The 17,683-nt window shown below is 35.2% G+C and carries 16 protein-coding genes; 9 read left to right on the top strand and 7 right to left on the bottom strand.

The genetic code is table 11. The features are described from left to right. Nucleotides 1-92 precede the first annotated feature (92 nt). The 3 genes from GJE18_RS09780 (at nt 93) to GJE18_RS09770 (ending at nt 2,756) form a co-directional block, all read left to right on the top strand. On the top strand, nt 93-449 hold the full coding sequence (locus GJE18_RS09780) for a DUF3139 domain-containing protein (protein ID WP_060551726.1): 357 nt from the start codon (nt 93-95) through the stop codon (nt 447-449). Nucleotides 450-619: 170 nt separating this feature from the next. After that, nucleotides 620-1,693 (top strand): M42 family metallopeptidase, encoded by a 1,074-nt coding sequence (locus GJE18_RS09775; protein WP_060551725.1) that lies wholly within the window; start codon nt 620-622, stop codon nt 1,691-1,693. Nucleotides 1,694-1,853: 160 nt separating this feature from the next. After that, nucleotides 1,854-2,756, top strand: coding sequence for an EamA family transporter (locus tag GJE18_RS09770; RefSeq protein ID WP_060551724.1), 903 nt, complete (start codon nt 1,854-1,856; stop codon nt 2,754-2,756). A gap of 388 nt (nt 2,757-3,144) precedes the next feature. On the opposite strand, the gene GJE18_RS09765 is transcribed toward GJE18_RS09770, so the two are convergent. Continuing rightward, nucleotides 3,145-3,489, bottom strand: coding sequence for a DUF4889 domain-containing protein (locus GJE18_RS09765; RefSeq protein ID WP_037566550.1), 345 nt, complete (start codon nt 3,487-3,489; stop codon nt 3,145-3,147). Nucleotides 3,490-3,684: 195 nt separating this feature from the next. Here GJE18_RS09765 and GJE18_RS09760 point away from each other — a divergent pair, with 195 nt between their 5' ends. Together GJE18_RS09760 and GJE18_RS09755 are read left to right on the top strand one after the other, a co-directional pair. Then, complete coding sequence (locus GJE18_RS09760) at nt 3,685-3,903, top strand: YozE family protein (protein WP_060551723.1); 219 nt, start codon at nt 3,685-3,687, stop codon at nt 3,901-3,903. A 202-nt stretch (nt 3,904-4,105) separates the two neighbouring features. Beyond that, nucleotides 4,106-5,311 carry a CynX/NimT family MFS transporter gene (locus GJE18_RS09755; RefSeq protein WP_060551722.1) on the top strand — a complete coding sequence of 402 codons (1,206 nt, stop codon included), beginning with the start codon at nt 4,106-4,108 and terminating at the stop codon, nt 5,309-5,311. Between the two features lie 40 nt (nt 5,312-5,351). Here the strand turns inward: GJE18_RS09755 and galU are convergent, their stop codons facing one another. The 4 genes from galU to GJE18_RS09735 all read right to left on the bottom strand — a co-directional run bounded on the left by galU (nt 5,352) and on the right by GJE18_RS09735 (nt 10,358). Then, the gene (gene galU, locus GJE18_RS09750; RefSeq protein WP_060551721.1) at nt 5,352-6,239 is read right to left on the bottom strand and encodes a UTP--glucose-1-phosphate uridylyltransferase GalU; all 888 of its coding nucleotides are present in this window, start codon (nt 6,237-6,239) and stop codon (nt 5,352-5,354) included. 87 nt (nt 6,240-6,326) lie between these two features. Beyond that, nucleotides 6,327-8,453, bottom strand: coding sequence for a helix-turn-helix domain-containing protein (locus tag GJE18_RS09745; protein ID WP_165805028.1), 2,127 nt, complete (start codon nt 8,451-8,453; stop codon nt 6,327-6,329). Between the two features lie 506 nt (nt 8,454-8,959). Then, complete coding sequence (locus GJE18_RS09740; protein WP_060551719.1) at nt 8,960-9,898, bottom strand: magnesium transporter CorA family protein; 939 nt, start codon at nt 9,896-9,898, stop codon at nt 8,960-8,962. Continuing rightward, entirely contained in the window at nt 9,879-10,358 is a 480-nt protein-coding gene (locus GJE18_RS09735; protein ID WP_037566559.1) for a MarR family winged helix-turn-helix transcriptional regulator, read from the bottom strand. Before GJE18_RS09735 ends, GJE18_RS09740 begins: the two co-directional genes overlap by 20 nt. A gap of 286 nt (nt 10,359-10,644) precedes the next feature. On the opposite strand from GJE18_RS09735, the gene GJE18_RS09730 reads away from it, so the two are divergent. The 4 genes from GJE18_RS09730 (at nt 10,645) to GJE18_RS09715 (ending at nt 14,891) form a co-directional block, all read left to right on the top strand. Then, nucleotides 10,645-12,306 carry a Na/Pi cotransporter family protein gene (locus GJE18_RS09730; RefSeq protein ID WP_105995459.1) on the top strand — a complete coding sequence of 554 codons (1,662 nt, stop codon included), beginning with the start codon at nt 10,645-10,647 and terminating at the stop codon, nt 12,304-12,306. 194 nt (nt 12,307-12,500) lie between these two features. After that, nucleotides 12,501-13,742, top strand: coding sequence for a copper resistance CopC/CopD family protein (locus GJE18_RS09725; protein WP_107368240.1), 1,242 nt, complete (start codon nt 12,501-12,503; stop codon nt 13,740-13,742). 12 nt (nt 13,743-13,754) lie between these two features. Beyond that, nucleotides 13,755-14,381, top strand: coding sequence for a YcnI family protein (locus GJE18_RS09720; protein WP_107368241.1), 627 nt, complete (start codon nt 13,755-13,757; stop codon nt 14,379-14,381). Between the two features lie 66 nt (nt 14,382-14,447). Further along, nucleotides 14,448-14,891, top strand: coding sequence for a DUF2871 domain-containing protein (locus GJE18_RS09715; protein WP_060551715.1), 444 nt, complete (start codon nt 14,448-14,450; stop codon nt 14,889-14,891). Between the two features lie 232 nt (nt 14,892-15,123). Here the strand turns inward: GJE18_RS09715 and GJE18_RS09710 are convergent, their stop codons facing one another. Next, entirely contained in the window at nt 15,124-16,152 is a 1,029-nt protein-coding gene (locus GJE18_RS09710; RefSeq protein ID WP_107368242.1) for an NAD(P)/FAD-dependent oxidoreductase, read from the bottom strand. A gap of 134 nt (nt 16,153-16,286) precedes the next feature. Continuing rightward, nucleotides 16,287-17,621 carry a glucose transporter GlcP gene (glcP, locus tag GJE18_RS09705; RefSeq protein WP_085622664.1) on the bottom strand — a complete coding sequence of 445 codons (1,335 nt, stop codon included), beginning with the start codon at nt 17,619-17,621 and terminating at the stop codon, nt 16,287-16,289. Nucleotides 17,622-17,683 lie beyond the last annotated feature (62 nt).

Genomic DNA, 17,683 nt, shown 5'->3' with positions numbered 1-17,683 from the left:
AATTTATGTGACGACGGCAAACTTACTACCGTCACGATATTAAACTATGATACTATAATCATAATGACTATTTAGAGAAAGTTGGATACACGATGGCGAAGAAAATTTTAGGTTTTGTATTTATCGCTGTGCTTTTATTTGTGCTCGTTGCTGCAGGATTTTTTGCTTATAAAGGATACCAAAAAAGTCAAAACTACAAATTGATAGATCAGTATCTTACAGAAAAGCATTTGAAATCTAAAATCATCGATGAAAAAAGCGATTATGATCAGCGTAAAGGTATTTTTTATAAGGAAATCCGCTTAAAAGGCGATGAAAAAAATATTTACATCGCTCAACCGATTCATTTAAAGCGCGGTTTATTTTTACAAGGCTTTGATGCTAAAACGAAAAAGCATGATAAAAAAGCCAAATACAACTTCTTTGATGAAAATTATAAAATGAAATAACGTAATAAAAAACTCGAATCGTGTAAAGAGGTTCGAGTTTTTATATTTAAGAGGCCAAGCATCTTTGATGATATTTTGTCTTTAATCGTTTAACGTGTGTTTGAATCGAGAAGGATGTTATAAGTTTTTGATATAATAGGCTTAAATGTATTGAAAGGGGTTATGAGATTATGAAAGAAACGAAACAATTACTTAAACAATTAACAGATATTGATGGGATTGCTGGGCATGAATATGATATTAAACATGAGATGCGAGCATTACTTGAACCGAATAGTGATGAAATGATTTATGATAACTTAGGTGGCGTATTCGGAAAAAAGCAATCTCAATCAGGTAATAAGACGATTATGATTGCGGGTCACTTAGATGAGGTTGGTTTTATGGTTACCAAAATAGATGATAATGGATACATAAAATTTACCCCTGTAGGTGGCTGGTGGAACCAAGTGATGCTTTCTCAAAAAGTTACGATTACCACTGATAAAGGCGATAAAATAAGAGGTGTAATAGGATCTAAACCGCCCCATGTGTTAGGTGCTGAAGAACGAAAAAAACCAGTAGATATTGATAAGATGTTTATTGATGTAGGGGCGAAAGACAAAAAAGAAGCTGAAGCAGCAGGAATCGAAATCGGTAATATGATCACACCTTACTCTGAATTTGAAACACTTCTCAATTCCAACTATTTGATGGCTAAAGCATTTGATAACCGTTATGGTTGTGCATTAGCTGTGGATGTTTTAGATGAATTAAAAGATACTTCTGTTCAAGTGAATGTTGTCTCAGGGGCGAATGTGCAAGAAGAAGTTGGACTTCGAGGCGCAAAAGTCGCAGCACATAAAATCAAACCTGATTTAGCGATTGCTGTGGATGTATGTATAGCCTATGATTCTCCAGGTATGGAACAGGATGGAGATGTGAAACTTGGTGAAGGACCTGCAGTGATTGCACTAGATGGCTCCAATATTGGGCATGTCGGCTTTTTACGTCATGTAAAGAAAGTCGCAAAAGCACACAATATTGCGCTACAATTCGATACAATGCCTGGTGGGGGTACAGATGCTGGAAATATACATACTTCTTTGGATGGTATTCCATCAATATGTATTTCGGTACCCGTCCGATACATGCATTCTAACGTATCGGTGTTACATCAAGAAGATTATCAAAAAGCAGTCCAACTTGTTACTGAAATTGTGAAAGCTTTAGATGATGAGACGGTAGAACAAATCATTTGGTAAATCCAATTACATCAAATATTGAATGATACTACATTTAAGGAAGTGCGCGATTTTGAAAACATTTCATGTCGTGTGCTTTCTTTTTTGTATCAATCATAATTGTCAATCAACTTGAATTCATGTTAGATTAATTTCAATACATAGTTGTAAAGGAGGCGTTATGATGCAGCACTCTCAAAAAAGATGGATAGGGTATTTTTTGGTGATTATAGGTGCATCATTTTGGGGTGTAGGAGGCACAGTGTCACAATGGCTCTTTCAACATGCGCACTTAGAGGTAAGTTGGTTCGTTGCAGTGCGTCTCATTATTTCTGGTGTGTTACTAATTGGCATTGCGTTCATCACACAAGGTCCTAAAGTATTTGTCATATGGTGGGACAAACGTGCGGCGGTTCAAATCGTTATTTATGGTATTTTCGGTATGCTTGCAGTCCAATACACGTTTATGTCATCCATCAGTTATGGTAATGCTGCAGTTGCAACGTTATTGCAATATTTGGGTCCTATTTTTATGATATTTTATCTCGTATTAACAAAAGTAACGACATTTGGTCGCAAAGAGGCTATAGCCATTATTTTAGCGCTCGTTGGTTCATTCTTATTATTGACGAATGGGCAAATCTCAAATTTACAAGTGCCCAAAGTAGCGATAGTATGGGGATTTTTATCGGCTATTGCTTTAGCATTTTATACCATTTATCCTGTGAGATTGTTAGCACGTTGGGGTTCGTTAAATGTTGTGGGTTGGGCCATGCTCATTGGTGGAATCGCTTTGAGTTTCATTCATCCACCATGGCACGTTGATTTGACAACCTGGACATTTAATACACACGTATTGTTTTGGTTTGCGATAATTTTTGGTACAATGTTAGCATTTTGGTTTTATATCGATAGTTTAAATTATCTGTATCCACATGAAGCGGGGCTCTTAGGTACAATTGAACCCTTAATGGCATTATTAACATCAATTGTATGGCTTCAAATAGGATTTGGTTTATGGCAACTCGTAGGGGTTATATGTATCATCGCCATGGTAGTTGTACTCTCTATTATGAAAAAATAAGGCAAAACTTTGAGGATGTGCTACAAAACAAAGATAGAATCTTTTTAAAAGAAATGTGAGGCTTTGATGTTCATCTAAGATGAATGTCAAAGCTTATTTATTCGTTTTATAAAGTGCGTTTTTAAAGCATTAGCGTATGTGAGAAAATAATTCTTTTTTCTGAGGACATAACTGTTTAAAGAAATGATAAATAGAATATAGAGGTATTACAATATAATAAAAATGCCAACAATATTCATGTTTTAATGAATATTGTTGGCTATCATTTAAAAACGTCTTATTACGTTTCGTTATCGTGTAGTAGAGATACGTTGATGTCACTCTTATAAGTTATATACGGACGCTACTCAGTGTAATCACCAAAAGATAAACATGTTATTTTCAATGATTAATGATGCATTTTCATATCATGAATTTTCATCATTAATCCGTGTGGTACATCGTCATGAGAAACAACTTCTTTTTTCACATAATCATGTTTATCGCCTTTATTTGTAACAAGTTTGACAAAGTCACCTTTTTTAGGTTGGAAGTCATTATCTGTAGGAATCTTTACATTTTTTTCAATGGATTTATCAGATTCACTAATCACTTTTTCTGCAGTTGTATCATCTTTCATATAACCGTAATATGTTTCTTTTTGTCCAGACATCATAATTGCGACGATCACAATGATAGTTGCAACTAACATTAATCCAATTAAAATAAAGCCAAGTGTTTGTTTATTTTTCATATTTAGTAAAGCTCCTTTAATTAATATAATGTTATTGTAATAGATTGAGGGTGAAAGCAAAAGGGGGATATATATCGACAAAATTGTGACAACGTTTTAAATGATAGTTGATATTAATTTGTAATATAAATTTTATTGAAAAGTATTTATGAAATGATAGAATGTGAAGTAGCTCATAGTGTAAGAGGTGATGATATGAGCTTTTATGATTTTATGTTAGCATTTCAAGGAGATGCCACCCCTCTAGGAGAATTGGTGACGTTCTTAATGAATGACAGCGATTTTCCACGAGATGTGATACATCCAAGTGAGATATTGGCATATTTTCATAAGCATACCACCGTGGATAATGACATGATTGAGACGGTCAAAAGAGCGTTACAATTATATGCCAATTCCAAAGGGTTATTATAATGATGATAGGGCAAGTTTATACGAACTTGCCTCCATTCTTACATATCATTGCATAACGCAGAGGTAATATCATGGACTTACTTCTGCGTTTTATTGATGGCTTCCAATAATTCAACGTATACGATTTAAAAATCATAGCTTAGATGTCGAGCATGCTTATGATAAAATGATAACGTATTGAGGTAACAGAGGAGGGGTGACGATGGGAACAAGGATGCCACATAAAATTCAAAACCAATGGCTATTAGTGGTAGGGATTATTTTCATAGCGTCAACGCTGAGGGCACCGTTAACATCAGTAGGCCCTGTGATTCATCAAATTAAGTCGGATTTACTCATCAATGATATGATAGCAGGCTTAATCACGACGATTCCATTGGTGATATTTGGCGTTGTATCAATTGGCGTGACACGCATTATAAAACGGTTTGACATGTCATTCATATTACTCATTGCTGTCATTGCTACCATTTGTGGTTTACTTGTACGTGTAGCTGGAGGTGTAAGTACCTTCTTTGTAGGGACATTCATGCTAGGAGTATCCATAGCGTTTTGTAATGTCACACTCCCAGCTTTTGCTAAAAGTCATTTTCCACTTCAAATTGGATTAATCACTGGCATTTATAGTGCTACGATGAATTTAACAGCTGGTCTGGGTGGTGGTTTCAGCTACCCGTTATCACAAGTCAGTGCACTTGATTATCGCCTTTCGTTATCATTTTGGCTTGTGTTTGCTTTGTTAGCGATCGTATGCTGGCTTCCTCAAGTGAAACATAAGTCTGTAAATCACACGCGTGCACTCCCTCCGACAAAAACATACAATATAGTTAAATCTAAATTAGCATGGGCTGTTGCAATATTAATGGCATTTCAATCGATGACATTTTATTGCATTGTAGCGTGGTATCCGTCGATCTTAATTAGCAAAGGCATTTCCCCTGAAATGGCAGGTTATATGTTAATGCTTAATCAATTTGCCCAACTACCAATGACATTTTCTTTTCCAATTTTAGCTGCTAAAATGCGCAGTCAACGTCGCTTAATCTATATCATTACAACGTTATTCGTATTAGGATTTATGTTGTTATGGTCAGAGAATGTATGGTTGTTATTATTCGCGATGATATTTTCAGGCATGGCGGTAGGCGCTTGTTTTAGTTTATGTATGACGCTTTTTTCTATTCGTGCTAAAACAACGACAGGTAGTATGCAGTTGTCAGGCTTTGGTCAAACCGTGGGTTATTTGATTGCAGCAATAGGTCCTTTCTTAATGGGGACCATATATGAATGGACCAATGAATGGTCTATTGCAATAGCGATGTTTTTAGTGATGTCGCTCATGATTTTAATAGCCGGTCATTTTGCAACTACAACTGCTGTTATCGAAGATGAATGTATAAAAAAATAGCGCTAGGGACAGAAACCGATTCTGATTTCGTCCCAAGCGCTTATTTTAATGGTGATGAGGATTGTTCCAACAATGATTGAATATAGTGCGTGATTTCGTCTTTCATTGATGGATCATTTAATGCAAAATGTAATGTAGTCTTTACAAAACCGATTTTTTCACCGACATCATAGCGCGTGCCATCAAACTCATAGGCGTAAACTTGGTCGTCTTGGTTTAATCGTTCAATTGCATCCGTTAATTGTATTTCTCCACCTGCGCCCACATCTTGTGTGCCTAAATAATTAAAAATTTCAGGCGTTAATACGTAACGGCCCATAATTGCTAGGTTAGAAGGCGCAGTACCTGCCGCAGGTTTTTCAATAAATTGTTTGACTTCATAACGTCTGCCGGCTTTTGATTCTGGTTCAACAATGCCGTAACGGTGTGTCTCTTCGTATGGTACTTCTTGTACACCAATGACAGATTTATGTGTCTCTGCATATTGATCAATAAGTTGCTGAATAGCCGGTGTTTCGGATTGAACAATATCATCTCCTAGTAAGACTGCAAAAGGTTCATTTCCAAAAAATTGACGTGCCGTCCATATCGCATGTCCAAGTCCTTTTTGCTCTTTTTGACGTACATAGAATATATTCGCTAAATCTGTAGAATGTTGTACTTTCTCTAATAAATCCATTTTGCCTTTTTCTTTTAATGTAGATTCTAACTCTTTTTGGTTGTCAAAATGATCTTCAATCGCACGTTTATGTTTACCAGTAACGATGATAATATCTTCTATCCCTGCGCGAGATGCTTCTTCTACAATATATTGAATTGTAGGTGTATCGAGAATAGGTAACATCTCTTTAGGCATCGCTTTTGTTGCAGGTAAAAAACGTGTCCCTAACCCTGCAGCTGGAATGATCGCTTTCTTTATTTTTGACATAAAAAATAGCCTCCTAGCTCAATCTTTGTCATTTCTTACATTATAGTACAAATGAATAAGAAATACTAAAGGGAGCCGGGGCTATTTTTAAATTAAATCATTGAGCAATGATGTTGAAGGTTTATAAATTTGAATTGCTTTCACTTGGGTCGGCTTGACTTCAATATTTAACGGACCTTTACTAAAATCATGTATAAATATATGTTGTCTCAAGTGTAACGTATCTTTCACTGCTTGAATATGTTGGCTTGGAATAAACATCGTTGCATCAGTTTGAATCAGTTTACGCGCATTCATCACTTCATCATCATAGGTTCGAATAATGACAAGATGCTTATCACGAATCAGTTCACTAGAGAGGTGATAATGACAAATGTCTTCAGGGTTATCTATCGCTTTATTCCAATCATCCAGTAACAGTAATATATCGTAATGATCATCAGTTTGTTTAACAATGGCATGGTTTTGTATTTTGACGTAATGTTGCATGAATGGTTGTAATAAATCAGAAATGAAAGGAAACATCGTATTTAAATGACGTTCATTCACATAACTAAATGATGTATCGTGTGTCGCTTTTAAAGGCATATTAATGGTATTAAATGTTGGATTTAAATGAGTTAAAAAATAAAGCCAAGCGTTAGGTAGATGCATGATGTACGCATGATGATAATGTTCAAAGACTTTAGGTGACAAACCGATTAAAGAAAAGGATAGCAATTGGTCTTTAACGGTATGTGTCAAAATTAAATTTTGCCAATATTTAATGATATGTTGATTAACTAGTAAAGATTGATGAGGGTTTTCACCATTCATATAGTCTGAAATATCAAGTGCATAGCCGTTAATGGTCGTTTTTAGTTGCTGAGATTGTTGAATATATTGATTAATATTTCGCTTAGTATCGTGCGGAATTAACAATTCAAATGTACATATATGAAAGATGTGCTCAAAACGTTCTGATAAATAATCAATATCTTTTGATGTTAGCCCTTTAAAATCATAGATAACATTGACCTTGGGAAGTAGAGATTTAACGTCTGGGATGACACGTGATAACGATTTAATATTGTTTAAAAAGTTAGTTTCTAACACTTCATAGTCATATAAAGACGTGATTTTAAAGCTGAAATGTAAATGATAGCGATGCATAAAGCGAATGATTCGCTCAAGCGTTGTTCCTTTATCATGAACCAATTTTACATTTACACATCTTTCAAAATATAAATAATGTGTTTGTTTACGTAAAACGTCTTTAAACGTTTTAAAAAATTGTTCGTGCATAAACATGTCATCTAAATAAATCAGCATAAGACGGATATGCGGTAATTTGAATAGGGACGGTGGTGTGACAGCATCTAAGTCCACTTTTAAATGCTTGCCATGATGATCTTCAGAACATTTTTGATTTAACTTATAAAAAATTTTGGAATTATCGTGATGAACAATAATTTTTGTATCATTATTTGTGTGATGTTTTTTATATGTATATGGGCTCACACCGATATAGCTTTTAAATTGCTTAGAATAATTACTGTAATTGGAGAAACCGTAATTTTGAGCGATGTCATATATAGAATAATTGTTCCATAGTAAGTGAGGTAACGATAGACTTAACTTCAAGGTCACGGTATAACTCTTAAAATTAAACCCTAATTGTTCATTGAATAAAATAGAGATATAAGACGATGAAACGAAAAATGAGCGTGCTAATTCTTGTAAAGTGATTTTCTGTTTAATATCTTTATGAATCATTTTTAATACATTTGAGAACATTTCAGAATCAACTTGCATTTGAGGCATATATATGCCGTCACAAGGGGTATAACATTCTTTTAGCAACAATTGTATGAGTGTAAGAAAAGTTTTATATTGTTGGTCTTCGTCATTCAAGATAATTAAAGATTGCACACACTCACGTAATTGTTCATGTGAATACAACTGTGTATCATCGAAATAGCCATGCATAAAATTCGGTTGCATCTCCATTAAAATGTGTAACGGAATGGTAATTTTTATCAATGCTTGTGCGTGGTGTATTTTAATGAGATCACTGTGATTAATAATAGCGACTTGATAATATAACTCTTTATTTAAACCATTATGTTGAATTTTTAATTTTCCATCGAGAGAGAAATACAATTCTACAGCATTAAAACAACGATATGCATCTGTATGAAATTGATCTAATAACTCAATATGGACATTCTGCATTGATGAAACCTCACTTACTAAAAATTTATGTGTCGTAATGGTGTAAACGTAATTCAGTTATAAATAATTAGTATTATAGAACTAAATATAATGAGCAACAATATTTTCTCTTTTATTTTAATTTTTTAATTACTTTTTGATATTATTAGACATATTTGTCGCTTTTATCTATAAATAAATGACATATGACTTAATAATAGAGGTTTAATTTAGATATAAATAATGAAGGTCATGGACATATAAGATTTGAGTAGGTGAGTAATGTGTAAAAAGCCTGATTAATAGAGTATTTAATGGACAGAAAGGACATGTTTTTAACGATATATGTCTAAATTTAAGTGGAGTTTTAAAAAATGGTTATATAACGTGTGAAAAACAGAATTAGCGATGCATATCGAGTATTTTAATGAGGGAGCTGTAAGCGGTAAATCTTTATTAAGAGGTGCAATGATAACGATGAAGCGTAGAATTTAGTTAGAACAAGTTCTAAACCCTACGCATTACTGTCATTTGAGCCGGTTGCTGTGCCACAGTAGTATAGACGTCAACGCAACAAGTATTAACGAAATCGCTATGACGATAATCCATGAGATACCAGATTGGGCATCAATAGGTAATGGGACATTCATTCCAAAGAAACTAAATACCAATGTTGGTAAAGTAAGAAGTACCGTAAAAATGGTCAAAGTTTGCATCGTTGTATTTAATTGATTTGAAAGTAGTGAAGCATAAGAATTTGTCATACTTTCGACGATGCGTAAGTAAAGTTCTGTCGTTTCAATGGCTTGTTGATGTTCATTTAATACGTCTTCCAATAATTCATCATCTTCTGAAAAACGTTTTAATGTAGAAAGTCTGTATAGTTTTCGATGTGTAGATGCGTTCGTTTTAAGCGATGCTATAAAATATACAAGACTTTTCTCGATTTCACTTAAAAAATAAAGTCGTAAATTTGTAACACGTTTTTGTAGTTTAATATCAACTTGACGACGTTCTTTATTTAATAAACGTAAGGCACGGTTAAATTCTGAAGACATTTCATACAAAACATTTAATGCAAATCGACTTTTGTATTTTAAATTAACGTGTTGATAAAGTAAGTGCTCAAAATAGTTAAAACTTTGACTACAAATCGTTATAATGACACCTTTACCAATAATGATTCCTAATGGAGACGTGTGATAACTTTTGATATCATAATGGTCATCCTTAAGTACTGGAAAGTCACTGATGATGAGTGAATAACCGCTTTCATCGTTTTCAATACGTGAACTTTCCTCACTATCTAAGGCATCTTCCAAAAAGTCTTTTGGGAATGGAAAAAATTCTAATAAAGCTTGGCTTTCTTCTTGTGTGGGTTTCACTACATTAATCCACTGTGCTGTGGACCAATCTGACGTTTCTACTATCGCTAATGCTTCATTGTTACGATAAGCTGTGATCATAGTCGTCTCCTTCTTCCTCGCTCGGTTTAAGGTGACGGATGTCTTGAAAACCTTGTCTAGACTCCGCAAAGCCTTCCATGAGATCATACCAGTTGTCACCACGAGCCTCTTTTATCTTTTTAAATAATTCACTTTGAGCTTGATTTAACGTCGCAATCAATGCTTTACCTTTTTCAGTAGGATATAAACATTTTAACCTTCGATCTGTTAAATCAAGTTCATCATAGATGAGTCCGTTTTCTTTTAACAACTTAAGCGTGGCATGAGAGCCTTGTTTAGATATTTCGAGATTTTCTAATAATTTTTTGGTAGTGATACCTGGCAGTTTATTGATAAAAAACAAAAACCGATGATGTTGACGGCTTAGCCCGTATTCTTTTATCAAGTCATCTGCCGTTTTCGTAAATGTTTGATATGCGTAATAAAACAACATTAATTCATAATCGTTTTGATGGCTCATACTCGTCGTCCCTTTATTTCATAATGACTATATTATAATGGACTTTATAATTTATGTCATTGGATTACGAATGAAAATGCACTTTCAATTGTGTATTTCATGTAACTAATGTAAACTCATTTAATGTGACTTATTTATAGTAAAGTGATGTTTGAGATGATTTTATTTACAATCAAAGTGTAATTTTAGCGTTGATTTTAAATATTTTTTACGTAATCTTAACATTAAATTTACATTTATGAGCGATAATCGAACTATAAAGCTTAATAGAGGTGAAATAATGGAAATGTCGGTTATGGAAGTCATCTTTTCCTTTTTAGGCGGGTTAGGGATTTTTCTCTACGGTTTAAAAGTAATGGGAGATGGGCTTCAAGCTTCAGCAGGGGATAGGCTACGTGATATTTTAAATAAGTTTACATCAAATCCAGTGTTAGGGGTCATCGCTGGTATTGTCGTAACCGTTTTAATTCAAAGTAGTTCAGGGACAACAGTCATTACAATTGGACTTGTAACGGCTGGTTTTATGACATTAAAGCAAGCCATCGGTGTGATTATGGGTGCTAATATCGGGACCACTGTGACAGCGTTCATTATCGGTATTGATTTAGGCGAATATGCAATGCCTATTCTTGCGATTGGTGCATTCTTAATTTTCTTCTTCAAACGATCTAAAATTAACAACATCGGCCGTATTTTATTTGGTTTCGGTTCTTTATTCTTTGGTTTAGAGTTTATGGGCGGTGCTGTTAAACCTTTAGCAGAACTAGAAGGATTTAAACAATTAATGCTCGATATGTCATCAAATCCGTTCTTAGGTATTTTTGTTGGAACGGCGTTAACCGCTTTGGTACAAAGTTCAAGTGCTACAATTGGTATTTTACAAGAATTTTATCAACAAAATATGATTAGTTTAGATGCAGCGATTCCAGTATTACTTGGTGATAATATAGGAACAACGATTACAGCTGTTTTAGCAAGTTTAGCTGGTTCATTAGCTGCAAAGCGTGCCGCATTTGTCCACGTTATTTTTAACGTGATTGGTGTGATCATCTTTTCATTATTCTTACCAATTGTGATACATCTTGTAGGTGTACTTCAAGAAACATGGCATCTAAAACCAGCCATGGCAATTGCGTTTGCACATGGGGCATTTAATGTGACTAATACGTTAATTCAATTACCATTTGTTGCTGTACTTGCTTGGCTTGTAACGAAGATCGTTCCTGGAAAAGATGTGACTGAAGATTATAAACCGCAACATTTAAATAAAGATCTTGTATACCATGCACCAAGTGTGGCTTTACAAGAAACACAAAAAGAGTTACAAAACGTAGGGAATATTGTTGAATCTATGTTTGATGATGTAAAAGATACGTCAAAAGTAGATAAAAAGTTATTGAAAAAACTAGAACAAAAACATCAAGCTGTTGAAACAATTAATGATAGCATTCGCAGTTATCTTGTACGTATTTCAACTAAAGATATTAATAAAGGCGATGTGGAACGTTTAGCTGTCATGTTTGATGTAAATCGCTCTATTTTAAAAGTTGCAGATTTAATTAAAGAATATGTAGAGCAGTTAGACCGTAAGCACCAAAAAGAAATTCACCTTACAGAAGATGCACAACGTGGTGTGGAAAAATTATTTAACCATGTAACAGAATCATTTGATAAAGCGATTGATATGTTAGATGTGTACGACACGACGAAAAAAGATGAGATTGTGGAACGTAGTCGTGAATCATTTAATATTGAACACAAGTTACGTAAAGGGCACATTAAGCGTTTAAATCGTGGGGAATGTTCGACTGATGGTGGTTTAATCTATATTGATATGATAGGTGTGTTAGAACGTATTGGTTATAACGCGCGTAATATTTCTGAATCTCTAGTAGGACTCAATGATGATGTTCCTACAGATGAGGAAATTGCGACGCATGACATTTAAAATAGGATATGATGTACAAGTCTCCAATGTTCATTTTTTAATGAACATTGGAGACTTTTTTGTATTTATTGAATCCTAAAATGGTGAGGTAAAGTAACTATTTTTTACAATTCCATGAACGATTCTGAATTGGATTGTAATCTTATTAGCGTTTGCTACAATTTTCATTGTATGCATTTTAGGAGGGGGTTCAATTGACGGTCTTTAAAACCGTATTACATTGGAGTGTGCTATTATTTTTTTGTATTTATAGTATAGGGGGGATGCTCAATCCTGTTTCTGCGCATGCGACATTAGAACGCGCAACCCCTGCAGCTAAAGAAGTTGTTTCGCAATCACCACATCACATTGAATTGCAGATGAGTGAACCAGTGAATACAACCTATAGTACACTCACGATATATAATGATCAAGGTCATAAAATCACTACTGTAAAGCCAAAAGAATCAGGGTTTTCAAAACAGATTTCATTTAATGTTCCATCCTTAGAAAAAGGGTCACACCTGGTTGAATGGGAAGCGACTGCACAAGATGGTCATACGATGCATGGGACATACATATTTTCAATTGGGCATTCAACCGCAACGGCAATCGACAAGACGCAACCTATTTGGAAAGATGTCAGTTTGTGGTGGGGCGCGATGCGCTTTTTACTTCAAAGTATGCTACTTCTTTTTATCGGATTGTACTATGTGAATCGCATCATGAAATATGAAGGACTACCGACATATCCAGTGTTACTTCGACACCGTGGTGTAACGGTGATGTTATGTCTATGGGTTCTCGGAACGAGTGTATTGTATTTAATGACTTTGCCTCAGTCAGTCATCGATAACATTCTACGGTTACAATTTGATACATGGTTGCAATTTCCATTTATTTTAACAATGACTGCAGTCATGACGCTCTTAATATTGTTAGCGCTACGTAATATGGAGCAGATTTGGTATGATACGTTACCAGTGATATTACTTATTGCTTTGGCAATGTCAGGACATGTATGGGCGCAAGAGATACCAGTATATGCGATTCTTATTCGAACACTGCATTTAAGCGCTATCGCCTTGTGGTTAGGAACATTGCTCTATCTCATGTTTTACATATTTACACAACATCGGCATTCGTACGTGCTGATCTTACGTTCAATCATTTTAAAATTAAATATATGTGCAGTAGTAGTCATTATCGTAACCGGTGTACTGATGACTATCGATCAAACATCATTTACACATTTATTTCGTCATATGACCACTTATTTGAGTTTATGGATTTCGAAAGTAGTGTTCACATTATTGATGATAGGGCTTGGCGCATATCAAACGTTTAAAATGATGAAACAAAAGAAATGTATTCATAGAAAATTGCTTATAACTGAGTTGTTGATTGGCTTAGTGCTCGTCTTATTCGGCATCATTATGAGTCAAATTAATCTGTAAAGAGGTGGACGTATGAAGTTAATTAAAGGAATAATCAGTATCCTGATAATAGGGGTTATTTTAGGGTGTCAAAATGTTGAAGCACATGTAACACTTAATCCGAATACGAGTGCACCAGGTGCATATGACGAATATCAAGTGCGAGTGCCTGTGGAACGTGACGTGCCAACAGTTAAGCTTGAATTAGAAGTACCCGATGGCGTTGCGTTATCATCTGTAGCACCTGTACCAGGGTTTAAACATACATTTGAAATGGACAAACAAGATAATATAAAAAAAGTAATTTGGGAAGCAACAGGTAAAGGGATAGGCGCACATGAGCATGTCAATTTTCCAATAGTTGTTGCAAATCCTGAAAAAGAAGGAAAGTTTGTATGGAAAGCGATACAAACATATAAAGACGGCAAACAGGTAAAATGGACGGATGCAAATGAGGACAGCGAACACCCTGCGCCTGTTTCTGAAGTGAAACAAGGTGGCGGCACTACTGCAGGTCATAGTCATCATGAGCAACATGATGCGCATCACTCAGCTTCAGAAGGCACCCATCCAGCAATATGGATCATGTCCATTCTTGCATTAATAATGTCTTTCGTTGCTGTATTTAAGCGTTATAAACAAAGTCAAAATGACAAGTAATGTACATTGACATACCTTGTTGTTATCGTCATAATTAATTTGACTAAAGATAGGAGATGACGATTCATGAAACGCATCTTATACACATTTATGGCTTATACCGCATTAGGATTACTGAGTGGTTTTGCTTATCGTGAAATTACTGTTCATTATCAATTTACTGGGGCTACACAGATGAGTGTGATGCATACACACTTACTCACGCTTGGGATGTTTATGTTTTTAATGCTCATTCCTATTGAGAAATTATTTAAGATAAGTAGCTACTATTTATTTAACTGGTTTTACATCATATACAATATAGGTGTTCTGACGACAGTAGGTATGCAGTTTACAAAAGGGTTCATGCAAGTGTCGAAACAAACCATCCCCCCAAGTTTAGCGGGATTTGCTGGTTTAGGACATGTGACCATTACGGTTGGTTTTATTCTATTATTCTTTTTATTAAGACAAGCGATTATTACAGAACCAAGAGATGGGGAACCATTGGTTAAGAAAAAGAAACACTAAATAAAAATAGTAAAAGGGCTGTGCATGAAAATAACGTGCGCAGCCCTTTCATTTAATACAACCTGCCATACCAACTTACCTTGTTCGAAATAATTGAACACATTAGATGGGCCAACACAAGGATGAATGACAGTGAAACAGCCTTCCTCCTTAGCATGTGTAGATGATGAAACGAATAGTATGAAGCTGTAATCATTTTGATTGAAAGGTTATACAATGATTAACGGTGTGATTAAAGTAAAAATTGTTTGTTTGCTTCTTTAAAGGCAGGGTGATGACTCGATACACATCCTTGTTTTGTATCATCGGGTGAAATATACACTTTTGCACTATTTACCGCATGTGCAGCGTCATGAAACGCACCTGTAATTAAATTTATTTTTGAAGGGTGCGTTAATATGTCTCCACATGCATAGACACCGTCAACAGTCGTTCGTGTGTCTCCTTGACCTGCAATAAGTTGTTGCTCTGTTAATGCAAGGGGCATCGTCGTCTCTTGTAGTAAGTCAATTTGGCGTTCATAACCGTGACTGACAATGACAGCATCTATAGGATGTGTCATTCGTTCTTGAGTTTCTAAGTGTTGTAGTGTAACGGATTGAATACGGTCATGACAATGACAATCATGATGTAAAGCTGTTATTGACACATTTGGCAGACATTGAACACGTAATTGTTGAAGTGCTTCCCACGTTGATTCATGTCCCTTTACCGAGTCATTACGATAGACTAAGATGACTTTTTTAGCAATCGGTGCAAGCGCCTGAGCCCAATCCATTGCGGAATTACCGCCTCCTGAAATTAACACTTTTTTACCTCGAAAATGCTCATATTTAGAAATTGCATAATGTAAGTTGGTGTATTCAAAATCGTGTGCATCATCTGATAATTGCAATTTTTTAGGTGTGATGATCCCACCACCAATGGCAATAATGATAGATTTTGAAGAGAACGTTGTACCAGATTCAGTCGTAACATTAAAATGATGATGACTCACTTTCTCTATATTGACGACTTTAGAATTTAGATGAACGTCTGGATTAAAATGTAAGCCTTGGCAAATGATATCTTGCATGATTTCACCACATGGCTTAGGTGCGACGCCCCCTATATCCCAAATGATTTTTTCAGGATATATGCGCATTTTACCCCCTAAGCTCGGTTGGGCATCTATTAAACGTGCCTGCATACCACGTACGCCTGCATAGAAGCTTGCATAGAGTCCAGCAGGTCCTCCACCAATAATAGTGACATCTTTCATACGACATTCCTCAATTCTTATGTGTTTACATCCATTATGTTACAAATGAGATTCGTTATCAATTAAAAAGATAAAAAAAGCATCTGATGCTTACTTTAATCGTAAGTCAGATGCTTAAACGTGCGCATGAGAAATTATTTTTTAGCCGAACGACCACGTAAATCTGCTTCGATTTGTTCTAAGCTACGACCACGTGTTTCCGGTAAAAATTTCATTACAAAGAAGAATGCAATCACACCCATAACGGCGAAGATTAAAAATACTTCTTGCACACTTAAAATATCACTAATAATCGGGAATAAATAAGCCACGAGTAAACTTCCGATAGATAACACAAGTGCGGCAATACCTGTAGCAGCTCCACGTGCACGCATTGGGAATAATTCTGGTAACATTACCCATAACACAGGCCCCCATGAAATACCAAAGAACACAATGAATAATGCTAAACAGATAATAATAATCCATACAGCTGCATTTACACCTAATAAACTTATTAATACACTCATAGCAAGTAATGAGCCGACCATACCTAAGTTACCAATCATCAATAACTTTTTACGATCAATTTTATCGATAATTAGAATAGCAACAATTGTGACTGAGACGTTCACAACACCAATACCGACAGTACTTAAAATAGACGCTGAATCACCAAGTCCTGCTTTATGGAAAATGGTTGGTGCATAGTGAATGATGGCATTAATTCCAATTAATTGTTGTAATAATGCGAATATCGAGCCAATGATGATAGTAGTACGTAACCAAGGTGACTTAAGAACATCCCAAGTGCTTTCAGAGATAGCATTGATTTTTTTCATGTTTGCAATCTCTAAATCAATTTCATGCTCAGGATATGTTAATTTCATGACATCACGCGCTGCTTTTTCACCACGTTTTTCTAATAACCAACGTGGACTCTCAGGCATAAAGATAACACCAATCATTAAAATAAGTGACGGTACCACTGCTAATCCTAACATCCATCGCCAAGCCTCAAAAGGTGCTAATGCATAATTGACTAGGAATGATGATAATATACCGATTGTAATCATTAATTGGTTTAATGAACTTAAAGAACCACGCGCATCAGTGGGTGCAAGTTCTGATAAGTATACAGGAACGATTGCTGTAGAACCACCCACAGCAAGTCCGATTATAAATCGACCTAATACAACAATTTCAACAGTTGGTGCTAACGCTAAAACAAGTGTGCCGACAATAAAAATAATGGAAATTATAAAAACGAGACGACGACGGCCTAACTTTTCAGATAATGGCCCGCTAAACCCTGAACCGAAAATGGCACCAAATAACATCGATGATACGACGACGCCTTGTAGTTTCGGGGTAAGTGGAATATCATTTTGTAAATACAATAATGCCCCAGAAATGACTCCCATATCATATCCATACAGTAATCCGCCTAAAGCACCAATAAAGAAAATAAACTTTTTATTGATATTCATCAGGTAACCTCCAATTGATTAAGTATGGATATAAGTATACGCTTTCAGAAATAATTCGTAAA

The sequence above is a fragment of the Staphylococcus agnetis genome, from assembly GCF_011466855.1.
GTDB lineage: Bacteria > Bacillota > Bacilli > Staphylococcales > Staphylococcaceae > Staphylococcus > Staphylococcus agnetis.
This window is presented reverse-complemented; position numbering and strand designations above follow the sequence as displayed.